The organism is Enterobacter sp. GER_MD16_1505_Eko_090, from assembly GCF_003331015.1.
GTDB classification, from domain to species: domain Bacteria; phylum Pseudomonadota; class Gammaproteobacteria; order Enterobacterales; family Enterobacteriaceae; genus Enterobacter; species Enterobacter roggenkampii.
Genome location: NZ_PUQF01000002.1, coordinates 56555 through 75938, shown reverse-complemented (window position 1 = coordinate 75938; position 19384 = coordinate 56555). Strand labels below are relative to the sequence as shown.

The following is a 19384-nucleotide window of genomic DNA, read 5'->3' as shown; positions in this document are numbered from 1 at the left end:
TTGTTAACATCCGTTACGCTCACAAAAAATGAGCGAAACATGATAGCTAACTATAACCGTGGTTGCACGGCTATAGGTTTAACAGGAGGCGTCGGGAAGGTTATTTGACGTAGGCGAGCAGGCTGAGCGAATCGCGAGCCAGCGCTTTGCATTTTTTAGCCGTGGGAATGCCAATACCGCTTAGGTCACGGTAGCTGTCTTCGCCGAGCGCCTTCATGTCAAAGCTGTCGTAGTTGCTGAGATCCCACTGGTTCTGCTGGGCAAAAAAGACCAGCGCGCGGCGAATTTGCCCGTTGGGTAAATTCTGGTAGCCACAATCATTTTTCAGGAATACAAAAACCGCCGTTAAATCGGCCATATCTTCCGCTTCATTTTCACTGAGCGCATAGCTGTTCGCACACATTGCCATCAGGCTACCGAACAAAATTGTCCTGAAAAACGTCTTCATTGCTTCTACCACTTCTTCACGGAAAATTAACGTTAGCATACTTGATGCCAGTGCGACGATCTTTATTATTGCCGCTTTACTTGACCTTCCGGTAAGGGGAGGGTTTATGCTCAAAAGATCGCCTGCTGGAAATAAGGAAATGAACATGCAACGTCGTGATTTTTTAAAATATTCCGTGGCGCTGGGGGCTGCCAGCGCCTTACCCCTCTGGAGCCGTGCGGTTTTCGCGGCTGACAGGCCTGCCTTACCCATCCCTGATTTGCTGACCGCTGACGCCCGCAGCCGTATCCAGCTTGTCGTTCAGTCCGGTAACATGCTGTTCGGTGCGCACAACGCGACAACCTGGGGCTATAACGGCAATCTTCTCGGTCCTGCGCTACAGCTGCGCAAAGGTAAAGCGGTGACGGTGGATATCCACAATACGCTTGCTGAAGAGACGACGGTGCACTGGCACGGACTGGAAGTGCCGGGCGAGGTAGACGGCGGGCCGCAGGGCATCATCAAAGCGGGCGGCACGCGCAGCGTCACCTTTACGCCCAACCAGCGCGCCGCGACCTGCTGGTTCCATCCGCATCAGCATGGCAAAACGGGCCATCAGGTAGCGATGGGGCTGGCGGGGCTGGTGCTGATTGAAGACGACGAAAGCCGCCTGCTGCGCCTGCCGAAGCAGTGGGGCATCGATGATGTGCCGGTGATTGTGCAGGACAAGAAATTCACCGCTGACGGGCAAATTGACTACCAGCTGGACGTGATGAGCGCGGCGGTCGGCTGGTTTGGCGACACGCTTCTGACCAACGGCACCCTTTATCCTCAGCACGCCGCGCCGAAAGGCTGGCTGCGCCTGCGTCTGCTTAACGGCTGTAACGCGCGTTCCCTCAACTTCGCCACCAGCGATAAGCGTCCGCTGTACGTGGTCGCCAGCGACGGCGGGCTGCTGCCTGAGCCGGTGAAGGTCAACGAACTGCCGATGCTGATGGGGGAGCGCTTTGAGGTGCTGGTGGATATCAGCGACGGCAAGCCGTTCGATCTTGTGACCCTGCCGGTTAGCCAGATGGGGATGGCGGTCGCGCCGTTTGACAAGCCGCATCCGGTGCTGCGTATCCAGCCGTTACGGGTGACCGCTTCCGGCACGCTCCCTGATACGTTAACCACGCTGCCGGCACTTCCGTCGCTGGATGGGCTTACGCAACGGAAACTGCAGCTCTCCATGAACCCGATGCTCGATATGATGGGCATGCAGGCGCTGATGGCGAAATATGGCGATAAGGCGATGGCGGGGATGCACCACGGGCAGATGATGGGCCATATGAATATGGATCACGGCAAAATGGGCGGCATGGGGAACATGAATCACGGCGACCATGGCTTTGATTTCCACAACGCCAACATGATCAACGGCAAAGCGTTCGACATGAACACGCCGATGTTTGCTGCGACAAAAGGGCAGCTTGAGCGCTGGGTGATTTCAGGTGAAGGGGACATGATGCTGCACCCGTTCCATATCCACGGCACGCAGTTCCGCATTCTCTCTGAGAACGGCAAAGCCCCGGACGCGCATCGCGCGGGCTGGAAGGATACGGTGAAGGTGGAAGGCGGCGTCAGCGAGGTGCTGGTGAAGTTTGACCACGATGCGCCGAAGGAGTTTGCCTATATGGCGCACTGCCATCTGCTGGAGCATGAAGATACGGGGATGATGCTGGGCTTTACCGTATAAAAAAAGCCGGGTGGCGGCTTCGCCTTACCCGGCCTACATAGCGTATCCATAGGCCCGGTAAGCGTAAGCGCCACCGGGCTTTTCAGTTACTTGTTTTCGTCAGGCAACGCATACGCGACAATATAGTCGCCCATCTTCGTGCCAAACGAACCGTGACCGCCCGCAGAGATGACAACGTACTGCTTGCCATTCACTTCATAGGTCATCGGCGTGGCTTGTCCACCCGCTGGCAGGCGGCCTTGCCACAGTTTTTCACCGTTGGTCATGTTGTACGCGCGCAGGTAGTTATCTGCGGTTGCCGCGATGAACAGCACGTTACCGGCGGTGGAGATTGGGCCACCCAGCATTGGCATACCCATATTGAACGGCACCGGAACCGGCATTGGGAACGGCATGCTGTCCTGTGGCGTACCAATACGTTTTTTCCACACGATCTGGTTAGTTTTCAGATCCAGACCGGAGATATAACCCCAGGCAGGCTGTTTACACGGCAGACCGAACGGCGACAGGAACGGGTTCAGCGTCACGCCGAACGGTACGCCATACTGCGGCTGAATACCGGCTTCGGTACCGCTGCCTTTCGCGTCTTTAGGCTGCTCCATTGGGTTACCCGGACCGCGTGGGATCAGACGGGACACGAACGGCAGCGCCATTGGGTTAGCGATAGCGACCTGACGGTTCGGGTCAACGGAGATCCCGCCCCATTCGAACATCCCCAGGTTACCTGGGAAGACCAGCGTACCCTGCTCTGACGGTGGGGTGAAAATCCCTTCGTAGCGAAGCTGGTGGAACATCACGCGGCATACCAGTTGGTCAAACATGGTGGCACCCCACATGTCTGCACCGCTGAGATCTTTCTTCGGACGGAAGCTCAGGTCAGAGAACGGCTGCGTTTTGCTGACGTAATCGCCTTTCGCCGCACCCTGCGGAACCGGTTTTTCCGGTGCAGGCACAACCAGCTTGCCGTTGCTGCGATCCAGCACGAAGATGTTGCCGGTTTTCGCTGGAGCGTAAATCACCGGTACGGTTTTGCCGTTAACGGTAATGTCCGCCAGCGTCGGCTGGGACGGCATATCCATATCCCACAGATCGTGGTGAACGGTCTGGTAGCTCCAGGCCAGCTTACCGGTGGTCGCGTTCAATGCCACGATAGCGCTGGCATAACGTTCCTGCTCCGGCGTGCGGTTACCGCCCCAGATATCTGGCGTAGTAACGCCCATCGGCAGGTAGACCAGGTCCAGCTTCGCGTCATACGCTGCAGGTGCCCAGGAGTTTGGCGAGTTAAAGGTAAAGGTGTGTTCGTCCGACGGGATCGCATTCGGATCTTTCGCGCCCGGGTCGAAGGCCCACAGCAGTTTACCGGTATTCACGTCGAAACCACGGATAACGCCGGAGGTTTCACGGGTAGAGAAGTTATCCGTTACCGAACCGGCAATCACGATGGTTTTATCGGTGATGATGGGCGGTGAGGTTGGCTCATACAGACCCGGCGTGGTGTCCGGCATATTGGTCTGCAGATTCAGGATACCTTTGTTGGCAAAGGTTTCGCACAGCTTGCCCGTTTCGGCATTGATGGCGAACAGACGACCATCGTTCACCGGCAGCATGATGCGGCGAGGACAGTCGGCAATGACTTCCGGGCTCGCATTATCCGGGCGCGCTTCGTGATAAGAGACGCCACGGCAGGTCACGTGCTGGAAGGACGGGTTGGAGTTCAGCTGCGGATCGAAGTGCCATTTCTCTTTACCGGTGGCCGCGTCGAGCGCGAACAGACGCTGGTGCGCCGTACAGAGATAAAGCATATCGCCGACTTTAATTGGCGTCACTTCGTTGGTCAGTTCACCCGGATCGTTCGGCATCTTCAGATCGCCGGTACGGAATACCCAGGCTTCTTTCAGGTTTTTAACGTTGTCCGCGTTGATCTGCTTCAGCGGAGAGTAGCGCTGACCTTCCTGGTTGCGGCCATAGGCAGGCCAGTCGCCGTCAGCAACCTGAGAGATCGCCGCCGCAGGCGTCGATTCTGCGTTCAGCGTACCGTTGATCTCCTGCGGATCGTTGAAGCCAGCCCAGGTCAGGATACCGCCGCTGATTAAAAGCGCTACCACCAGCGCCGCGACCGCACCGCTGGACGGCACGATCAGGCGACGCCAGACGAACGGCAGGATCAGCCAGATGCCGAAGAAGACCAGGATGTCACTGCGCGGCGTCAGCGCCCAGAAGTCAAAGCCGACTTCCCAGACGCCCCAGATCATGGTGGCAAGAAGGAGTGCGGCATACAGCCACAGTGCAGATTGTTTTCTACGCCAGAGCAGGACGGTTACGCCAAGCATAACCAGGCCCGCAATCGGGTAGTACCAAGAGCCGCCGATCGCGACCAGCCAGACGCCACCGATTAACAGGTACAGGCCGCAGAAGGCGGCGAATAGCGCTGTTAATGTCACCAGTAGACGCGGCTGTTTAGAGTTTGTTTCAGCCATAGAAAGTGTACTCGTCAGTTTTTGTTAATAATTTGCTAGCAACTAATTATAGGTATTAACAAGTGTGATCGGAATCACAATATTTGCTTTTTATAACTCATACGCCAGGGTTATCCATTTGCTGATATAATGGCTGGCTTGCGTATCAATGCTGGATATTAACGCATCCGTATTGAGAGATTTTCATTAAAATCATTTGGTTAGTAATATGAAACATACTGTTGAAGTGATGATCCCGGAAGCCGAGATCAAAGCGCGTATCGCCGAACTGGGTCGTCAAATCACCGAACATTACAAGGACAGCGGCAGCGAAATGGTGCTGGTCGGTCTGTTGCGCGGCTCTTTCATGTTCATGGCAGACCTGTGCCGTGAGGTGCATGTGCCCCATGAGGTCGATTTTATGACCGCCTCCAGCTACGGCAGCGGCATGTCCACCACCCGTGATGTGAAAATCCTGAAAGATCTGGATGAAGATATTCGTGGCAAAGATGTGTTGATCGTTGAGGACATCATCGACTCCGGCAACACGCTGTCAAAAGTGCGCGAGATCCTGAGCCTGCGTGAGCCAAAATCGCTGGCGATTTGCACCCTGCTGGATAAGCCTGACCGCCGTGAAGTGCAGGTGCCGGTGGAGTTTGTTGGTTTCTCTATCCCGGACGAGTTCGTCGTCGGTTACGGCATTGACTACGCACAGCGTTATCGTCATCTGCCGTATGTTGGGAAAGTGGTATTGCTGGACGAGTAATTGCGGTTTGTTGCCCGGTGGCGCTGCGCTTACCGGGCCTAAGAATGGGCACATGTAGGCCGGGTAAGGCGCAGCCGCCACCCGGCTTTGTTTATTTATGGTTTACGTGCTTAAGCTGAAGGTTGGCAATTCCCGAACGGTAACGCTGCTCCAGCGTTTCGCGGTTGGTGGCGGTCACTTCCAGGTTGCGCAGCAGACCATCGTGAATACCGTACGCCCAGCCGTGGATCGAGACCTTCTGCCCGCGCTTCCACGCCGATTGCATGATCGTTGAGTGGCCCAGGTTATACACCTGCTCCATCACGTTGAGTTCGCACAGGGTATCCATGCGGCGCTCCTGCGGCATTTCGCCCAGCAGTGAGCTATGTTTGAACCAGATATCGCGGATGTGGAGCAGCCAGTTATCAATGAGCCCCAGCTCCGTGTTTTCAACCGCCGCCTGCACGCCGCCGCAGCCGTAGTGGCCGCAGATGATGATGTGCTCGACTTGCAGAACGTCAACGGCATACTGAACAACAGAAAGACAGTTGAGATCGGTGTGAATCACCAGGTTGGCAACGTTGCGGTGAACAAACAGTTCGCCGGGCTCGAGGCCGGTCAGGCGCTCCGCCGGTACGCGGCTGTCGGAGCATCCAATCCAGAGAAAGCGTGGGTTTTGCGCCTGCGCGAGTTTTCCAAAAAATCCGGGGTCTTCCTCCACCAGCATTTTTGACCATAGTGCATTGTTGCTGATGAGTGTATCTATGTTGTTCATGGAGGTTAGCGACCTGTAACCGAGTAATTGCGTTGCGCTACTATAGGGTAACCCGACTTTTAATGAAACCACACAACGTGTGTCAGAACTGAAGGTAAGTTAATTTCATGGCAATTGCACTGGAGCTTGAGCAGCTTAAAAAAACCTATCCGGGCGGCGTTCAGGCGCTGCGCGGAATAGATCTTAAAGTAGAGGCCGGTGATTTTTACGCGCTTCTGGGGCCGAACGGGGCGGGGAAATCGACTACCATCGGCATCATTAGCTCGCTGGTGAACAAAACCTCCGGCCGCGTCAGCGTGTTCGGATACGACCTGCAAAAAGATGTGGTCAACGCCAAGCGCCAGCTGGGTCTGGTACCGCAGGAATTCAACTTCAACCCGTTTGAGACGGTGCAGCAGATCGTCGTTAACCAGGCGGGTTATTACGGCGTTGAGCGTAAAGAGGCCCTGGAGCGGAGCGAAAAATACCTCAAGCAGCTCGATCTGTGGGAAAAGCGTAACGAACGCGCCCGGATGTTATCCGGCGGGATGAAGCGCCGCCTGATGATTGCCCGTGCGCTGATGCACGAGCCAAAGCTGCTGATCCTCGATGAGCCGACGGCGGGCGTAGACATTGAGCTGCGCCGCTCCATGTGGGGCTTCCTGAAAGACCTCAATGACAAAGGCACCACCATCATTCTGACTACCCACTACCTGGAAGAGGCGGAAATGCTGTGCCGCAACATCGGCATCATTCAGCACGGCGAGCTGGTGGAAAACACCTCGATGAAGAACCTGCTCTCCAAGCTGAAATCAGAAACCTTTATTCTCGATCTGGCGGCAAAGAGCCCGCTACCGAAGCTTGAAGGGTACCAGTATCGTCTGGTGGATACCTCGACGCTGGAAGTGGAAGTGCTGCGCGAGCAGGGGATTAACAGCGTGTTCTCCCAGCTGAGCGCGCAGGGTATTCAGGTTTTAAGTATGCGTAACAAAGCGAACCGACTGGAAGAGCTGTTTGTCTCTCTGGTGCAGGATAAACAAGGAGACAAGGCATGACGCATCTTTACTGGGTCGCGCTGAAAAGTATCTGGGCGAAAGAGATTAACCGTTTTATGCGCATCTGGGTGCAAACCCTGGTGCCGCCAGTCATCACGATGACGCTCTATTTCATCATCTTCGGTAACCTGATTGGTTCCCGGATTGGTGAGATGCACGGCTTTACCTATATGCAGTTTATCGTGCCTGGCCTGATCATGATGGCGGTGATCACCAACGCCTATGCCAACGTGGCGTCGTCCTTTTTCAGCGCCAAGTTCCAGCGCAATATCGAGGAACTACTGGTGGCACCGGTGCCAACGCATGTGATCATTGCCGGTTACGTCGGTGGCGGCGTGGCGCGCGGTCTGTGTGTTGGGATCCTGGTGACGGCCATCTCGCTGTTCTTCGTGCCGTTCCAGGTGCACTCCTGGCTTTTCGTGGCCCTGACCCTGCTCCTGACGGCGATCCTCTTCTCGCTGGCCGGTCTGCTGAACGCCGTGTTTGCCAAAACGTTTGACGACATCAGCCTGATCCCGACCTTCGTGCTGACGCCGCTGACCTATCTCGGCGGGGTGTTCTACTCCCTGACGCTGCTGCCGCCGTTCTGGCAGGCGCTGTCGCACCTGAACCCGATCGTCTACATGATCAGCGGTTTCCGCTTTGGCTTCCTCGGCATCACCGATGTGCCGCTGTTTACCACGGTGGCGGTGCTGGTGGTGTTCATCATCGTCTTCTACCTGCTGTGCTGGTATCTGATCCAGCGTGGACGCGGTCTGCGCAGCTAGCCCTCAGCCCGGCGACATTCTGTCTGCCGGGCACTTTCTTTGACAGTTATCACCGAAAGCTAACCTTCACTCCGCTAAACTACTTGCCTGCTAAGGAGAGAGTTATGCTGGGATGGGTTATCACCTGCCACGATGAACGGGCGCAGGACATGCTGCTGAAGCTGGAAGCCAGGTTTGGTCCGCTGCCACAGTGTCGCGCGGTTAACTACTGGCGCGGCTTGAGTACCAACATGCTTGGCCGGATGATGTGCGATGCCCTTCATGAAACCGACACCGGAGACGGCGTGATTTTCCTTACCGATAAATCCGGCGCGGCGCCGTACCGTGCTGCGGCCCTGATGAGCCATAAGCACGACTGCTGCGAGGTGATCTCCGGTATTAGCTTTCCACTGCTTGAAATGATGTATCCCCATCGCGAGACCTTAACCAGCGCAGCGTTCCGTAACGCTATCGTTTCGCTGGGTACCCCGGGCGTCAGCAGCTTGTGGCATCAACAGCAAAAAAATCCTCCCTTTGTCCTGCTGCATGACCTGTATAAGAATTAAACATTGGTATTGATGTCGCTTTTGCTACAATGGCGTAAGTATTTCCGCTTCGAATAAGACCCTCATGTTCACGCGTATTGTTTTCCTGCTATTGATGTTCGTGTCCGGCACTGTTTCTGCCAGTTTATTAAGTCAGCAAAGACTGCCTGCTCAATATATGCAAACCACCGAAGATGCGGCGATTTGGGCGCAGATCGGCAACAGCGTCATTAACGTTGGCAACGTGCGGGCAGGGCAGATCCTCGCGGTGGTGCCTGCGGCGGCGGACTACTATGAATTTCGCTTCGGATTTGGCACGGGCTTTATCGACAAGGGGCATCTGGAGCCGGTTCAGGGCAAACAGCGCGTCGAGGATGGCCTGGGGGATTTGAACAAACCGCTGAGCAATCAAAACCTGATAACGTGGAAAGACACGCCCGTTTATAACGCCCCGAACAACGGCAGCGCACCCTTCGGCACCTTAAGCGCCAATCTTCGCTATCCGATCCTGAACAAACTTAAAGACCGTTTAAACCAGACCTGGTTTCAGATCCGCATCGGTAATCGTCTGGCGTGGATCAGCAGCCTGGATGCGCAGGAAGATAACGGCCTTCCTGTTCTGACCTACCATCATATTTTGCGCGATGAAGAAAACACGCGCTTTCGACATACGTCCACAACGACCAGCGTACGTGCGTTTAATAACCAGATGGCATGGCTTCGCGATCAGGGCTATACCACCCTGACGATGTACCAGCTGGAAGGGTACGTGCGTAACAAAATGAACCTGCCTGCGAAATCGGTGGTGATAACCTTTGACGATGGCCTGAAATCTGTCAGCCGCTATGCTTATCCTGTGCTGAAAGAGTACGGCTTCAAGGCTACCGCGTTTATTATCTCTTCCCGCATAAAAGGCCATCCGCAGAAGTGGGACCCTAAATCGCTGCAGTTTATGAGCGTGCAGGAGATTAAGGGGATTCAGGATGTGTTCGATATTCAGTCTCATACCCACTTCCTGCACCGCGTGGATGCCAATAAGCATCCGATTTTACTGAGCCGCAGCTATCACGTGATTTTGTTTGATTTTGAACGCTCGCGTCGCGCGCTGGCGCAGTTTAACCCGCGCGTGCTGTATGTCTCTTACCCCTTCGGCGGCTACGACAATAAAGCGATAAAGGCGGCGAATGATGCCGGTTTCCATCTGGCGGTGACGACGGTGAAAGGAAAGGTGAAGCCGGGGGATAATCCGTTCTTACTGAAACGCCTGTACATCTTAAGAACGGATTCGCTGGAGACGATGTCGCGGCTGATCAGCAATCAGCCGCAGGGGTAGTGCTTATGCAACCTGAACCGGAATCGCCTTTGCGGTGCGCTTCATTTCATTGTCGCCTTCGAAGTAGGCCACTTTAGGCTGCCAGCGGCGGGCTTCTTCGTCAGACATCATCACGAAGCTGGCGATGATCACGATATCACCCACGTCCGCGCAGTGCGCGGCTGCGCCGTTAACGGAGATGATTTTGGACCCGCGCTCGGCGGCAATCGCGTAGGTAGAGAAGCGTTTGCCGTTGTTCACGTTCCAGATATCAATCGCTTCGTTTTCGAGGATACCTGCTGCATCAAGGAAATCCTGGTCAATGGCGCAGGAGCCTTCATAGTGCAGGTCGGCCTGTGTGACTTTCACACGGTGAAGCTTACCTTGCAGCATTTTGCGAATCATTACGTTTACCTATCATTATCAGGGGGGAAGGGAACTACGCCAGCTCAACCACTTTATTGTCGATCAGACGCGCCTGACCTAGCCAGGCCGCCACCAGGATGACTGCGCGCTTGCTGTTCTGGGTTAATTCCAGCAGCGTATCAGCATCACGAATTTGTACGTCGTCAGCACGAAGGCCTTTATCGTTAAGCGCCTGCTCGGCAAGGGCGATAATCTCTTCTGCTGTTAACTCTTTTGCCAGCATCTGCTCTGCCATGGTGTTCATGACCTTGCTTAAGCCCGGCGCGATTTTACGCTGTTCGGCAGTCAGGTAGCCATTTCGCGAGCTGAGTGCCAGACCGTCTTTGGCGCGTACAATCGGTACGCCGACAATCTCGATATCGTAACCCATATCCGCAACCATCTTGCGGATCAGCGCCAGCTGCTGGAAATCTTTCTCGCCAAAGCAGGCTACGTCCGGCTGTACCAGGTTGAACAGCTTGCTGACGATGGTGGAAACGCCGCGGAAATGGCCCGGGCGGCTCGCGCCTTCGAGCATGGTGGAAATGCCCGGGACGTCAACGTAGGTTGCCTCTTCGGTACCCTGCGGGTAAACATCCGCCGGTGCAGGTGAGAAAACGATATCCGCATGGCGTTTTTTGAGCTTCTCGCAATCTTCCTGCAGGGTACGCGGGTAGCGTGCCAGATCGTCGGCACGGTCAAACTGCATGGGGTTCACGAAGATACTGACCACCACGATATCTGCTCGCGCACGGGCTTCGTCGACGAGCTTCATGTGGCCGTCATGCAGATTGCCCATGGTCGGGACCAGTGCGATACGTTTACCTTCCTGTCGCGCGCGGCGGATATGCTGGCGAAGCAGCGGCAGGGTTTCAATGATTAGCACAACGAGACTCCTTAATGGAAACTGTGTTCTTCACCCGGGTAAACACCGGATTCAACGTCGGCAATATACTGCCTGACCGCAGCGCGCATGTCGCCCGCTTCGGCGAGGAAATTTTTGGCAAATTTCGGGATGTGTCCGCCGGTGATACCGAAGGCGTCGTGCATCACCAGAATCTGACCGTCGGTGACGTTGCCTGCACCGATACCAATCACCGGAATGGACAGCGCGTCGGTGATGCGTTTCGCCAGCTCAACCGGCACGCACTCCAGCACCAGCAGCTGGGCACCTGCGGCTTCCAGCGCCAGGGCATCATCCAGCAGCGTCTGGGCTGCATCGCCACGGCCCTGCACCTTATAGCCGCCAAAGATATTGACGGACTGCGGCGTCAGGCCTAAATGCCCGCACACCGGCACGGCGCGCTCGGTGAGCATCTTCACCGTATCCACAAGCCAGGCGCCGCCTTCAATTTTGACCATATTGGCACCGGCACGCATCACTGCCGCCGCGTTTTCGAATGCCTGTTCCGGCGTGGCATAGGCCATAAACGGCAGATCGGAAAGCAGCAGGCAGGCTGGGGCGCCACGGCGCACGGCGCGGGTATGGTAAGCGATATCCTCAACCGTTACCGGCAGGGTGGAATCATGTCCTTGTACCGTCATCCCTAACGAGTCCCCGACCAGCATGACGTTGATCCCCTCTTCGGCAAACAGTTTGGCGAAGCTGTAGTCATACGCGGTGATGGTGGCGAAGCGTTTATTTTCCTGTTTGCATTTCTGCAGTAAGGAGATGGTGGTTGGTTTCATACTGTTTCCTGATAGCCCAAAAGCGAATCTTTGCGCATTCTAACAGTAACATTCGAGGGAACAATGATTTTAGGTAAACGATTAACCATAAATATTTTATGGTTAATCGCTAAAAAAACAGCCTTACCAGCGGGCGGGTTTCTCCGCACCGAGACTGTTGAGAACGGCCTTTAGCGAGAGCCCGTCAGGAAAGGTAAGGGAAGGGGCAACTTCATACAGCGGCCAGAGCATAAACCCGCGATTTTTCATGTCGTAATGCGGTACGGTGAGGCGTTCAGTGTTAATCACCTCATGGCCGAACAGCATAATATCGAGATCAAGCGTGCGCGGCCCCCAGCGTTCGGCTTTGCGTACGCGGCCCTGCTGAAGCTCAATACGCTGGGTATTGTCCAGCAGCGCTTCGGGACCCAGCTCAGTCTCAAGAACCACGGCGGCGTTGAGGTAGTCTGGCTGATCCTGCGGCCCCAGCGGCGGGGTGCGATAGAACGAGGAGACCGCCACGATGCGGCTTTGCGGGATCTCACCCAGCGCCTCTACGGCAGCATTCACCTGCTCCAGCGGTGAGGCTAAATTGCTGCCGATGGCGATATACGCGAGGGTCATGCTGTCCCTTCACGACGCGGCGCGCGTTTGCGCGGGCGACGATGACGGCGACGCGGTTCCGGCTCTTCATCCAGCCCGGTCAGCATATCTTTCTGCTCTGGCGGGGCGGAGACCTGGAATTCAGCCCACCACTGCGCCAGACGCTGCAGCTCCTGGTTGCGTTCAATTTCAGCGCGCAGCGACAGGAGATCGAAGGCGGCACGGAACTTAGGATGCTCCATCAGCTTCCAGGCGCGTTTGCCCTGACGACGTGACATGCGCAGCTGAAGCTGCCAGATGTCGCGCACCAGAGTGGTAATACGTTTCGGAATGGCGAGCGTGCGGCAGCCTTCGTCCAGCACGTCGTTGGCGGCCAGCGCGAACGCATCGTAATAGGCGAGCCCGCTCTCCTGGGTAATGCGCTGGGCCGTTTCCAGCAGCGGATACCAGAACATCGCGGCAAACAGGAACGCCGGGTTCACGCGCATGTCGTTGCGAATGCGGGTATCGGTATTCTTCAGCACCTGCGCAATCATCCGCTCCATTGGGCTGTCACCGTTTTCGGTGAAGTAGCGGGTAATGGTCGGGAACAGCGGCTGGAACAGGTTGTATTCGCGCAGAAGATTATAGGTTTCAAAACCGTGGCCGGCCTGCAGCAGCTTCAGCGCCTCTTCGAACAGGCGAGCAGGCGGCACGTCGTTAATCAGCGTCGCCAGACGCGGGATCGGCTCGGCCGTTTCCGGGCTGATGCGCATATTGAGCTTGGCGGCGAAACGCACGGCGCGCAGCATACGCACGGGATCTTCACGGTAGCGCGTTTCCCGCGTGCCGATCAGGCGGATCAGACCTTCTTTCAGGTCCTGCATGCCGCCGACGTAATCGCGCACGGTGAAATCCGCCACGCTGTAATAGAGGCTGTTGATGGTGAAGTCGCGACGCTGGGCATCTTCTTCAATAGAGCCGAAGATGTTGTCGCGCAGCAGCATACCGTTCTGGCCGCGCTGCGACGTGGTGCGATCGGATGCGCCCGCTTCGTGGTGGCCGCGGAAGGTCGCCACTTCGATAATTTCCGGCCCAAACATCACGTGAGCCAGACGGAAGCGGCGGCCAACGAGACGACAGTTGCGGAATAATTTGCGCACCTGCTCAGGCGTGGCGCTGGTCGTCACGTCGAAATCTTTCGGTTTTTTGCCCAGCAGTAAATCACGCACCCCACCGCCGACGAGATAGGCCTCGTAGCCCGCTTTATTCAGACGATAGAGTACCTTGAGGGCATTTTCACTGATATCTTTGCGGGAAATAGAGTGCTGCTCACGCGGAATAACCGACATGTGTGGCTGTGCAATAGCATCATTCGCCATGCTCTCTTCGCGGCTTAGCACTTTACGGCAAAAATTAGCGACTCGGGTAAAAATGGTACACCTCGTAGTGTGTTTTGTTATGAAAAAAGCGGCTAATCATAGCTCAGCGCAACGCATTTGAGAATGCTGGATTTTTGGCACAGCCCTGAGCGTCCAGTTGGCGATGGCCATTTTCAGCAGTTCGTCAATACGCAGATCCTGCCATTCGTTGGTTACATTCTGGTTGAGAAAACGCAGCGCGTCGATCAAAACAGGACGCGGATCGCCGTCTGGCAGGGCCGGGGCGTGGTTCTGCTTTGATAATTTTAAGCCCTGCGCATTAACCGCCAGCGGCAGATGAATATAGTCCGGTGCCGTCCAGCCAAACTGGTGATACAGCGAGATTTGCCGTACGGTCGGCTCGACCAGATCCGCCCCGCGCACAATTTCCGTCACGCCCTGGAAATGATCGTCCACCACCACGGCCAGGTTGTAGGCGAACAGGCCATCGCGACGGTGAATAATAAAATCCTCACGCGCCAGACGTTCATCGGCATGAATCTCACCGGAGAGTAAATCGTTAAAGTGCGTCACCGGCGAGCGCTGCAGTATTCGCACGGCGGCATTTTCAGGACCGTTGTTCAACGTGCGGCAGTGGCCGTCATAGACGCCGCCTGCGCTCTGGATACGCGCGCGGGTGCAGGTGCAGTTATAGGAAAGCCCCTGAGCGCGAAGCCAGGCCAGACGTTCCCGATACGCCTCGTGACGTGTCGACTGCCACTGAACCTCGTCATCCCAGTGAAGACCGTAATGTTCCAGCTGACGCAGAATTGTCTCTGCTGCACCGGGAACTTCACGCGGAGGGTCAATATCTTCAATGCGGACGAGCCATTTTCCCTGACGGGCGCGAGCCTGCAGGTAGCTGCCGAGCGCGGCAATTAATGAGCCGAAGTGTAATTCACCGGAAGGAGATGGCGCGAAGCGCCCAATATAGTGTGATTCAGACATATCAACAGTAACAAGGCGGGAGAGACTCCCGCCTTTGGAGTGTGTAAACAGCGCTGGTGTTAACCGGCCATCTGTTTTTCGCGGATTTCGGCCAGCGTTTTGCAGTCGATGCACAGATCGGCGGTTGGACGCGCTTCCAGGCGACGAATGCCAATTTCAACACCGCAGGATTCGCAGTAGCCAAAATCTTCGTCTTCGACTTTTTTCAGCGTTTTCTCGATCTTTTTGATCAGTTTGCGTTCGCGGTCACGGTTACGCAGTTCGAGGCTGAACTCTTCTTCCTGAGCGGCACGGTCTACCGGATCCGGGAAGTTAGCAGCTTCATCCTGCATATGAGTAACGGTGCGATCGACTTCATCCCTGAGTTGATTACGCCATGCTTCAAGAATACGCTTGAAGTGCGACAGCTGGGCTTCGTTCATATACTCTTCGCCCGGTTTCTCTTGATACGGCTCCACCCCAGCGATGGCGAGAATACTCAGGGACGATGTTTTACGGTTTTGCCCTTCTTGCATGTTGCTTCTCCTTAACACGCACTATCGATCCCCGTGTTGGGGGAAAAATCAGGTCGCTATAAATAGCAGATGCTTTTCCGTATGGCAATTATCTAAACGTAACACTTGACAAGCCTGTGAGGAAAAGCGTATTTGCGCACGCGGCCAGAACACTTAATAGTCAATCGTCTAATCCCTTATAAGACAATGGGAAGAGAGGATCTCAGAGTCATATTATCGGCAGAAAGTTCCGCTTTATAAGCGAAAACCTCTACCCCCTGCTTTTGTGCCTCATTCAACAATTGCGCGTATTTAGGATCAATATGGCGGGCAGGGGAGAAACGTTCAATGGCTGAATGCAATACCGCAAACAGCAATACGGCGCGTTTGCCCGCCGCCGCAACACTCATTAGCTCTCGCAGATGCTTCTGGCCACGTAGCGTTACCGCATCCGGGAAGTAGCCATTTTCCTGTTCCGCTAACGTCACTGATTTTACTTCAATATAGCACTCCGGCCTGTCTTCCGCCTGTAACATGAAGTCAATTCTGCTGCCTTCATCGCCATATTTCACTTCGCTTTTATGCGTGCCATAACCAACCAGTTCGGGAATAACGCCATGGGTCAGCGCTTCCTTAACTAACTGATTGGCGCGCAGGGTATTAACGCAAATAAATGCCCCGTTTTGGGTTTCGGTCATTTCCCAGGTATGAGCATATTTGCGTTTAGTATTTTCTGATGTGGAATACCAGACCCTGTCGCCCGGCGTCGCACAGCCCGTCATGGCACCGGTATTGGGGCAGTGCAGGGTGAGCTGTTCGCCTTCTGGCGTGATCACATCGGCGAGGAAGCGTTTGTAGCGTTGGACAAGCGTAGCGTGCTGCAGGGGAGGACTAAACTTCATCAGAATTCCTTTCGGTGTCGCCCAGCGTCCAGCGCTGTAGCGGCGTATAGCGGGTGCGTCCCTGAATAAAGACGGATTCATAAAGCGCGAATGTGTTGACCTGAAAGGCCCAGTGAAAACCCGGCGGCGGGATGGCAACGGCCTGACCGGCATCGCGCAGCAGGGTGATGTGCGGATGAAACGGCTGTGGGCTTTGATAACAGCCGCTGCGCGCCGCCTGCGCGCGCAGCATGTTCGCCAGCTGTAATAATCCGCGCGGAGGCTGTCGCGTACCCAGCCAGACCACGCGCGAACGCAGCCACTGGCCCGCGTCGTCGAGGTGCAGCGTAAATTCCGGCTGGGCAATACGTCCTGCCATGGCGGCTAGCGCCCGCTGTTTTTCGGCACTGACGTCGCCCAAAAAGGCCAGCGTCAGGTGCAGGTTGGCCGCCGCGACAGGGCGACCGGCCTCCGGCGAGAAGTGGTCAGCGCGCCAGCGAACAATTTGACGCTGTAAGGGGGGGGGCAATTCAATGGCAAAAAACAGCCGTTTCGACTCAGGCATACGGAGGACTCGGTAATGATATGCGCCGATGCTACAATGTACGCCGACGAATGTTAACCCTCTGGAGCTGTTAGTGTCCTCATTGCCGGTCGCCGTTGTTCTTCCTGACCTTCTCGCTGCCTTACGCCATTCCCCGCAGGTTTTGCTGAATGCCCCGACGGGGGCGGGTAAGTCCACCTGGCTGCCGCTGCAGATTCTGAAAGAGGGGAACATCAGCGGGAAAATTATCCTGCTGGAGCCGCGCAGGCTGGCCGCGCGCAACGTAGCGCAGCGCCTCGCGGAACTGCTGAATGAAAAACCGGGCGAAACGGTAGGGTACAGGATGCGCGCCGAGACCTGCGTGGGTCCGACCACGCGCCTTGAGGTGGTCACCGAGGGCATTCTCACCCGCATGCTGCAAAACGATCCGGAGCTGACCGGCGTCGGGCTGGTGATCCTGGATGAATTTCACGAGCGCAGCCTGCAGGCGGATCTGGCCCTCGCGCTGTTGCTGGACGTTCAGCAGGGACTGCGTGACGATCTCCGGCTGCTGATAATGTCGGCCACGCTGGACAATGCGCGGCTACGGCAGGCGCTACCCGATGCGCCTGTCATCAGCTCTGAAGGGCGGGCGTTTCCTGTTGAACGCCGCTATCAACCGCTTCCCTCCCATCAGCGTTTTGACGAAGCGGTCGCCATTGCCACCGCAGAACTGCTGCGTCAGGAACCCGGCTCGCTGCTGCTGTTTTTGCCGGGCGTCGGGGAGATCCAGCGCGTGCAGGAGCAGCTTTCCTCTCGCGTAGGCGGTGATGTACTGCTCTGCCCGCTCTACGGCGCGCTGTCGCTGCAGGAGCAGCGTAAAGCTATCCTTCCTGCCCCGGTTGGACAGCGCAAGGTGGTACTGGCAACCAATATTGCTGAAACCAGTTTGACCATCGAAGGTATTCGCCTGGTGGTTGATAGCGCGCAGGAGAGGGTGGCAAGCTTTGACCCGCGCACCGGGTTGACTAAACTCCTGACGCAGCGCATCAGCCAGGCATCAATGGTGCAGCGCGCGGGCCGCGCGGGGCGACTTGAGCCGGGTATCTGCCTGCATTTGACCAGCGCAGAGCAGGCGGAACGCGCGACGCAGCAAAGCACACCGGAAATTTTACAAAGCGATTTGTCTGGCCTGGTGATGGATCTGCTGCAGTGGGGCTGCCCGGATCCTGGACAGCTTACCTGGCTTGATTCCCCGCCAGCCGTGAACCTCACCGCTGCGCGCAACCTGTTGACCCAGCTTGGTGCGCTGGAAGGCGAACGTCTGACGGTACGCGGCCAGAAAATGGCGGCACTGGGCAACGATCCGCGTCTGGCCGCGATGCTGGTGGCCGCGCAGGGGGAGGATGAGATTGCCACGGCGGCCAAACTGGCGGCTATCCTTGAGGAGCCGCCGCGCGGAGGCAGCAGCGATCTGGGGCAGGCGTTTTCGCGCAATCAGGGGAACTGGCAGCAGCGGGCCCAGCAGCTCTGTAAGCGGCTTAACAGCCGCGGCGGCGTGCCAGACAGTGAGAGCCTCTCCCGGCTGTTAGCGCAGGCGTTTCCGGACCGGATTGCGCGTCGGCGCGGGCTGGACGGTCGCTACCAGCTGGCAAACGGTATGGGGGCGATGCTGGACAGCGATGATGCCCTGACGCGTCATGAGTGGCTGATTGCGCCGCTCCTGCTGCAGGGGAGCAACTCCCCGGATGCGCGTATCCTGCAGGCGATTGCCGTCGATATTGACGCCCTGACCCGTACCTGTCCGCATCTGCTCCAGCAATCGGACATCGTCGAGTGGGATGACGCCCAGGGCACGCTGAAGGCGTTTCGTCGCAGCCAGATTGGCAAACTGACACTCGGAACGAAGCCGCTGGCGAAGCCGTCGGAAGACGAGCTCCATCAGGCTATGCTGAACGGCATTTGGGAAAAAGGGCTGAGCGTGCTGAACTGGACACCGGAGGCTGAGCAGTACCGCATTCGCCTGCACTGCGCCGCTCGCTGGTTGCCGGAGTACGCCTGGCCAGCGGTGGATGACGAAACGTTACTCGCGTCGCTGGAGACCTGGCTACTGCCGCAGATGAGCGGCGTACACTCCCTGCGGGCGCTGAAAGCGCTTGATGTTAAGGTCGCGTTACAGAATTTACTGGACTGGTCATTGCGTCAACGTCTGGATAGTGAACTGCCAGGGCATTACACTGTGCCGACCGGAAGCCGGATTGCCATCCGTTATCATGAGGATAATCCGCCGGCGCTGGCGGTTCGAATGCAGGAGATGTTTGGTGAGGCAACCACGCCGTCTATCGCTGAAGGGCGCGTGCCGTTGGTGCTTGAACTGCTGTCGCCTGCGCATCGACCCTTGCAGATCACTCGCGATTTGGGGGCGTTCTGGGCGGGGAGCTACCGTGACGTGCAAAAAGAGATGAAAGGGCGGTACCCCAAACACGTCTGGCCGGACGATCCGGCGAATACGGCGCCGACGAAGCGGACGAAGAAGTATTCCTGATAGGGATGTGCGGCCTGATGTCCTCACCCCGGCCCTCTCCCACAGGGAGAGGGAGAACTAATTTTGAGAGATTTCTTCTTTCACAGACCGGTGGAAGAAAAGAGAATCGGGCCTTTGCGCCTGAAAGTTGCGGAGAAAAAGC

At 56.5% G+C, this 19384-nt stretch carries 19 protein-coding genes; 7 read left to right on the top strand and 12 right to left on the bottom strand.

Translation table 11 applies throughout. The annotated features are described in order from the left end of the window. Positions 1-100 precede the first annotated feature (100 nt). Positions 101-448, bottom strand: coding sequence for a YacC family pilotin-like protein (locus C6A40_RS02775; protein WP_014882582.1), 348 nt, complete (start codon positions 446-448; stop codon positions 101-103). 145 nt (positions 449-593) lie between these two features. Between C6A40_RS02775 and cueO the strand changes: the two genes are divergently transcribed. After that, positions 594-2162, top strand: a complete 1569-nt coding sequence (gene cueO, locus C6A40_RS02770) for a multicopper oxidase CueO (protein ID WP_045335693.1) — start codon at positions 594-596, stop codon at positions 2160-2162. An 86-nt stretch (positions 2163-2248) separates the two neighbouring features. Here cueO and C6A40_RS02765 read toward each other — a convergent pair whose 3' ends face one another. Continuing rightward, positions 2249-4639, bottom strand: coding sequence for a glucose/quinate/shikimate family membrane-bound PQQ-dependent dehydrogenase (locus tag C6A40_RS02765; protein ID WP_023293268.1), 2391 nt, complete (start codon positions 4637-4639; stop codon positions 2249-2251). A gap of 208 nt (positions 4640-4847) precedes the next feature. On the opposite strand from C6A40_RS02765, the gene hpt reads away from it, so the two are divergent. After that, entirely contained in the window at positions 4848-5384 is a 537-nt protein-coding gene (hpt, locus tag C6A40_RS02760; RefSeq protein WP_008501948.1) for a hypoxanthine phosphoribosyltransferase, read from the top strand. Positions 5385-5475: 91 nt separating this feature from the next. Here hpt and can read toward each other — a convergent pair whose 3' ends face one another. Next, entirely contained in the window at positions 5476-6138 is a 663-nt protein-coding gene (can, locus tag C6A40_RS02755; RefSeq protein ID WP_008501947.1) for a carbonate dehydratase, read from the bottom strand. 107 nt (positions 6139-6245) lie between these two features. On the opposite strand from can, the gene C6A40_RS02750 reads away from it, so the two are divergent. From C6A40_RS02750 to C6A40_RS02735, 4 genes are all read left to right on the top strand, one after another. Continuing rightward, positions 6246-7172, top strand: coding sequence for an ABC transporter ATP-binding protein (locus tag C6A40_RS02750; protein WP_008501946.1), 927 nt, complete (start codon positions 6246-6248; stop codon positions 7170-7172). After that, complete coding sequence (locus tag C6A40_RS02745) at positions 7169-7939, top strand: ABC transporter permease (RefSeq protein ID WP_008501945.1); 771 nt, start codon at positions 7169-7171, stop codon at positions 7937-7939. Before C6A40_RS02750 ends, C6A40_RS02745 begins: the two co-directional genes overlap by 4 nt. Before the next feature lie 104 nt (positions 7940-8043). Next, positions 8044-8484 carry a PTS sugar transporter subunit IIA gene (locus C6A40_RS02740; protein ID WP_008501944.1) on the top strand — a complete coding sequence of 147 codons (441 nt, stop codon included), beginning with the start codon at positions 8044-8046 and terminating at the stop codon, positions 8482-8484. Positions 8485-8548: 64 nt separating this feature from the next. Then, positions 8549-9796, top strand: coding sequence for a polysaccharide deacetylase family protein (locus tag C6A40_RS02735; RefSeq protein WP_008501943.1), 1248 nt, complete (start codon positions 8549-8551; stop codon positions 9794-9796). A gap of 3 nt (positions 9797-9799) precedes the next feature. On the opposite strand, the gene panD is transcribed toward C6A40_RS02735, so the two are convergent. The 9 genes from panD to thpR all read right to left on the bottom strand — a co-directional run bounded on the left by panD (position 9800) and on the right by thpR (position 16739). After that, positions 9800-10180 (bottom strand): aspartate 1-decarboxylase, encoded by a 381-nt coding sequence (panD, locus tag C6A40_RS02730; protein ID WP_003856284.1) that lies wholly within the window; start codon positions 10178-10180, stop codon positions 9800-9802. A 34-nt stretch (positions 10181-10214) separates the two neighbouring features. After that, complete coding sequence (gene panC / locus C6A40_RS02725; protein WP_008501942.1) at positions 10215-11066, bottom strand: pantoate--beta-alanine ligase; 852 nt, start codon at positions 11064-11066, stop codon at positions 10215-10217. An 11-nt stretch (positions 11067-11077) separates the two neighbouring features. Then, a complete protein-coding gene (gene panB, locus C6A40_RS02720; protein ID WP_045335696.1) occupies positions 11078-11869 on the bottom strand; it encodes a 3-methyl-2-oxobutanoate hydroxymethyltransferase in 792 nt (263 codons plus the stop codon). Positions 11870-11992: 123 nt separating this feature from the next. Next, positions 11993-12472: a 2-amino-4-hydroxy-6-hydroxymethyldihydropteridine diphosphokinase gene (gene folK / locus C6A40_RS02715; RefSeq protein ID WP_021240500.1), complete on the bottom strand. Its 480-nt coding sequence runs from the start codon at positions 12470-12472 to the stop codon at positions 11993-11995. Further along, positions 12469-13866: a polynucleotide adenylyltransferase PcnB gene (pcnB, locus tag C6A40_RS02710; protein ID WP_204690079.1), complete on the bottom strand. Its 1398-nt coding sequence runs from the start codon at positions 13864-13866 to the stop codon at positions 12469-12471. The genes folK and pcnB overlap by 4 nt, the downstream gene beginning before the upstream one ends. Before the next feature lie 42 nt (positions 13867-13908). Beyond that, on the bottom strand, positions 13909-14799 hold the full coding sequence (gene gluQRS, locus C6A40_RS02705) for a tRNA glutamyl-Q(34) synthetase GluQRS (RefSeq protein WP_114191230.1): 891 nt from the start codon (positions 14797-14799) through the stop codon (positions 13909-13911). 59 nt (positions 14800-14858) lie between these two features. Then, the gene (gene dksA, locus C6A40_RS02700) at positions 14859-15314 is read right to left on the bottom strand and encodes an RNA polymerase-binding protein DksA (RefSeq protein ID WP_001155232.1); all 456 of its coding nucleotides are present in this window, start codon (positions 15312-15314) and stop codon (positions 14859-14861) included. A gap of 176 nt (positions 15315-15490) precedes the next feature. Next, on the bottom strand, positions 15491-16195 hold the full coding sequence (gene sfsA, locus C6A40_RS02695; RefSeq protein ID WP_021240498.1) for a DNA/RNA nuclease SfsA: 705 nt from the start codon (positions 16193-16195) through the stop codon (positions 15491-15493). Then, positions 16185-16739, bottom strand: coding sequence for an RNA 2',3'-cyclic phosphodiesterase (gene thpR / locus C6A40_RS02690; protein ID WP_045335701.1), 555 nt, complete (start codon positions 16737-16739; stop codon positions 16185-16187). Before thpR ends, sfsA begins: the two co-directional genes overlap by 11 nt. Positions 16740-16812: 73 nt before the next feature. Here thpR and hrpB point away from each other — a divergent pair, with 73 nt between their 5' ends. Continuing rightward, positions 16813-19242 carry an ATP-dependent helicase HrpB gene (hrpB, locus tag C6A40_RS02685; protein WP_045335703.1) on the top strand — a complete coding sequence of 810 codons (2430 nt, stop codon included), beginning with the start codon at positions 16813-16815 and terminating at the stop codon, positions 19240-19242. Positions 19243-19384 lie beyond the last annotated feature (142 nt).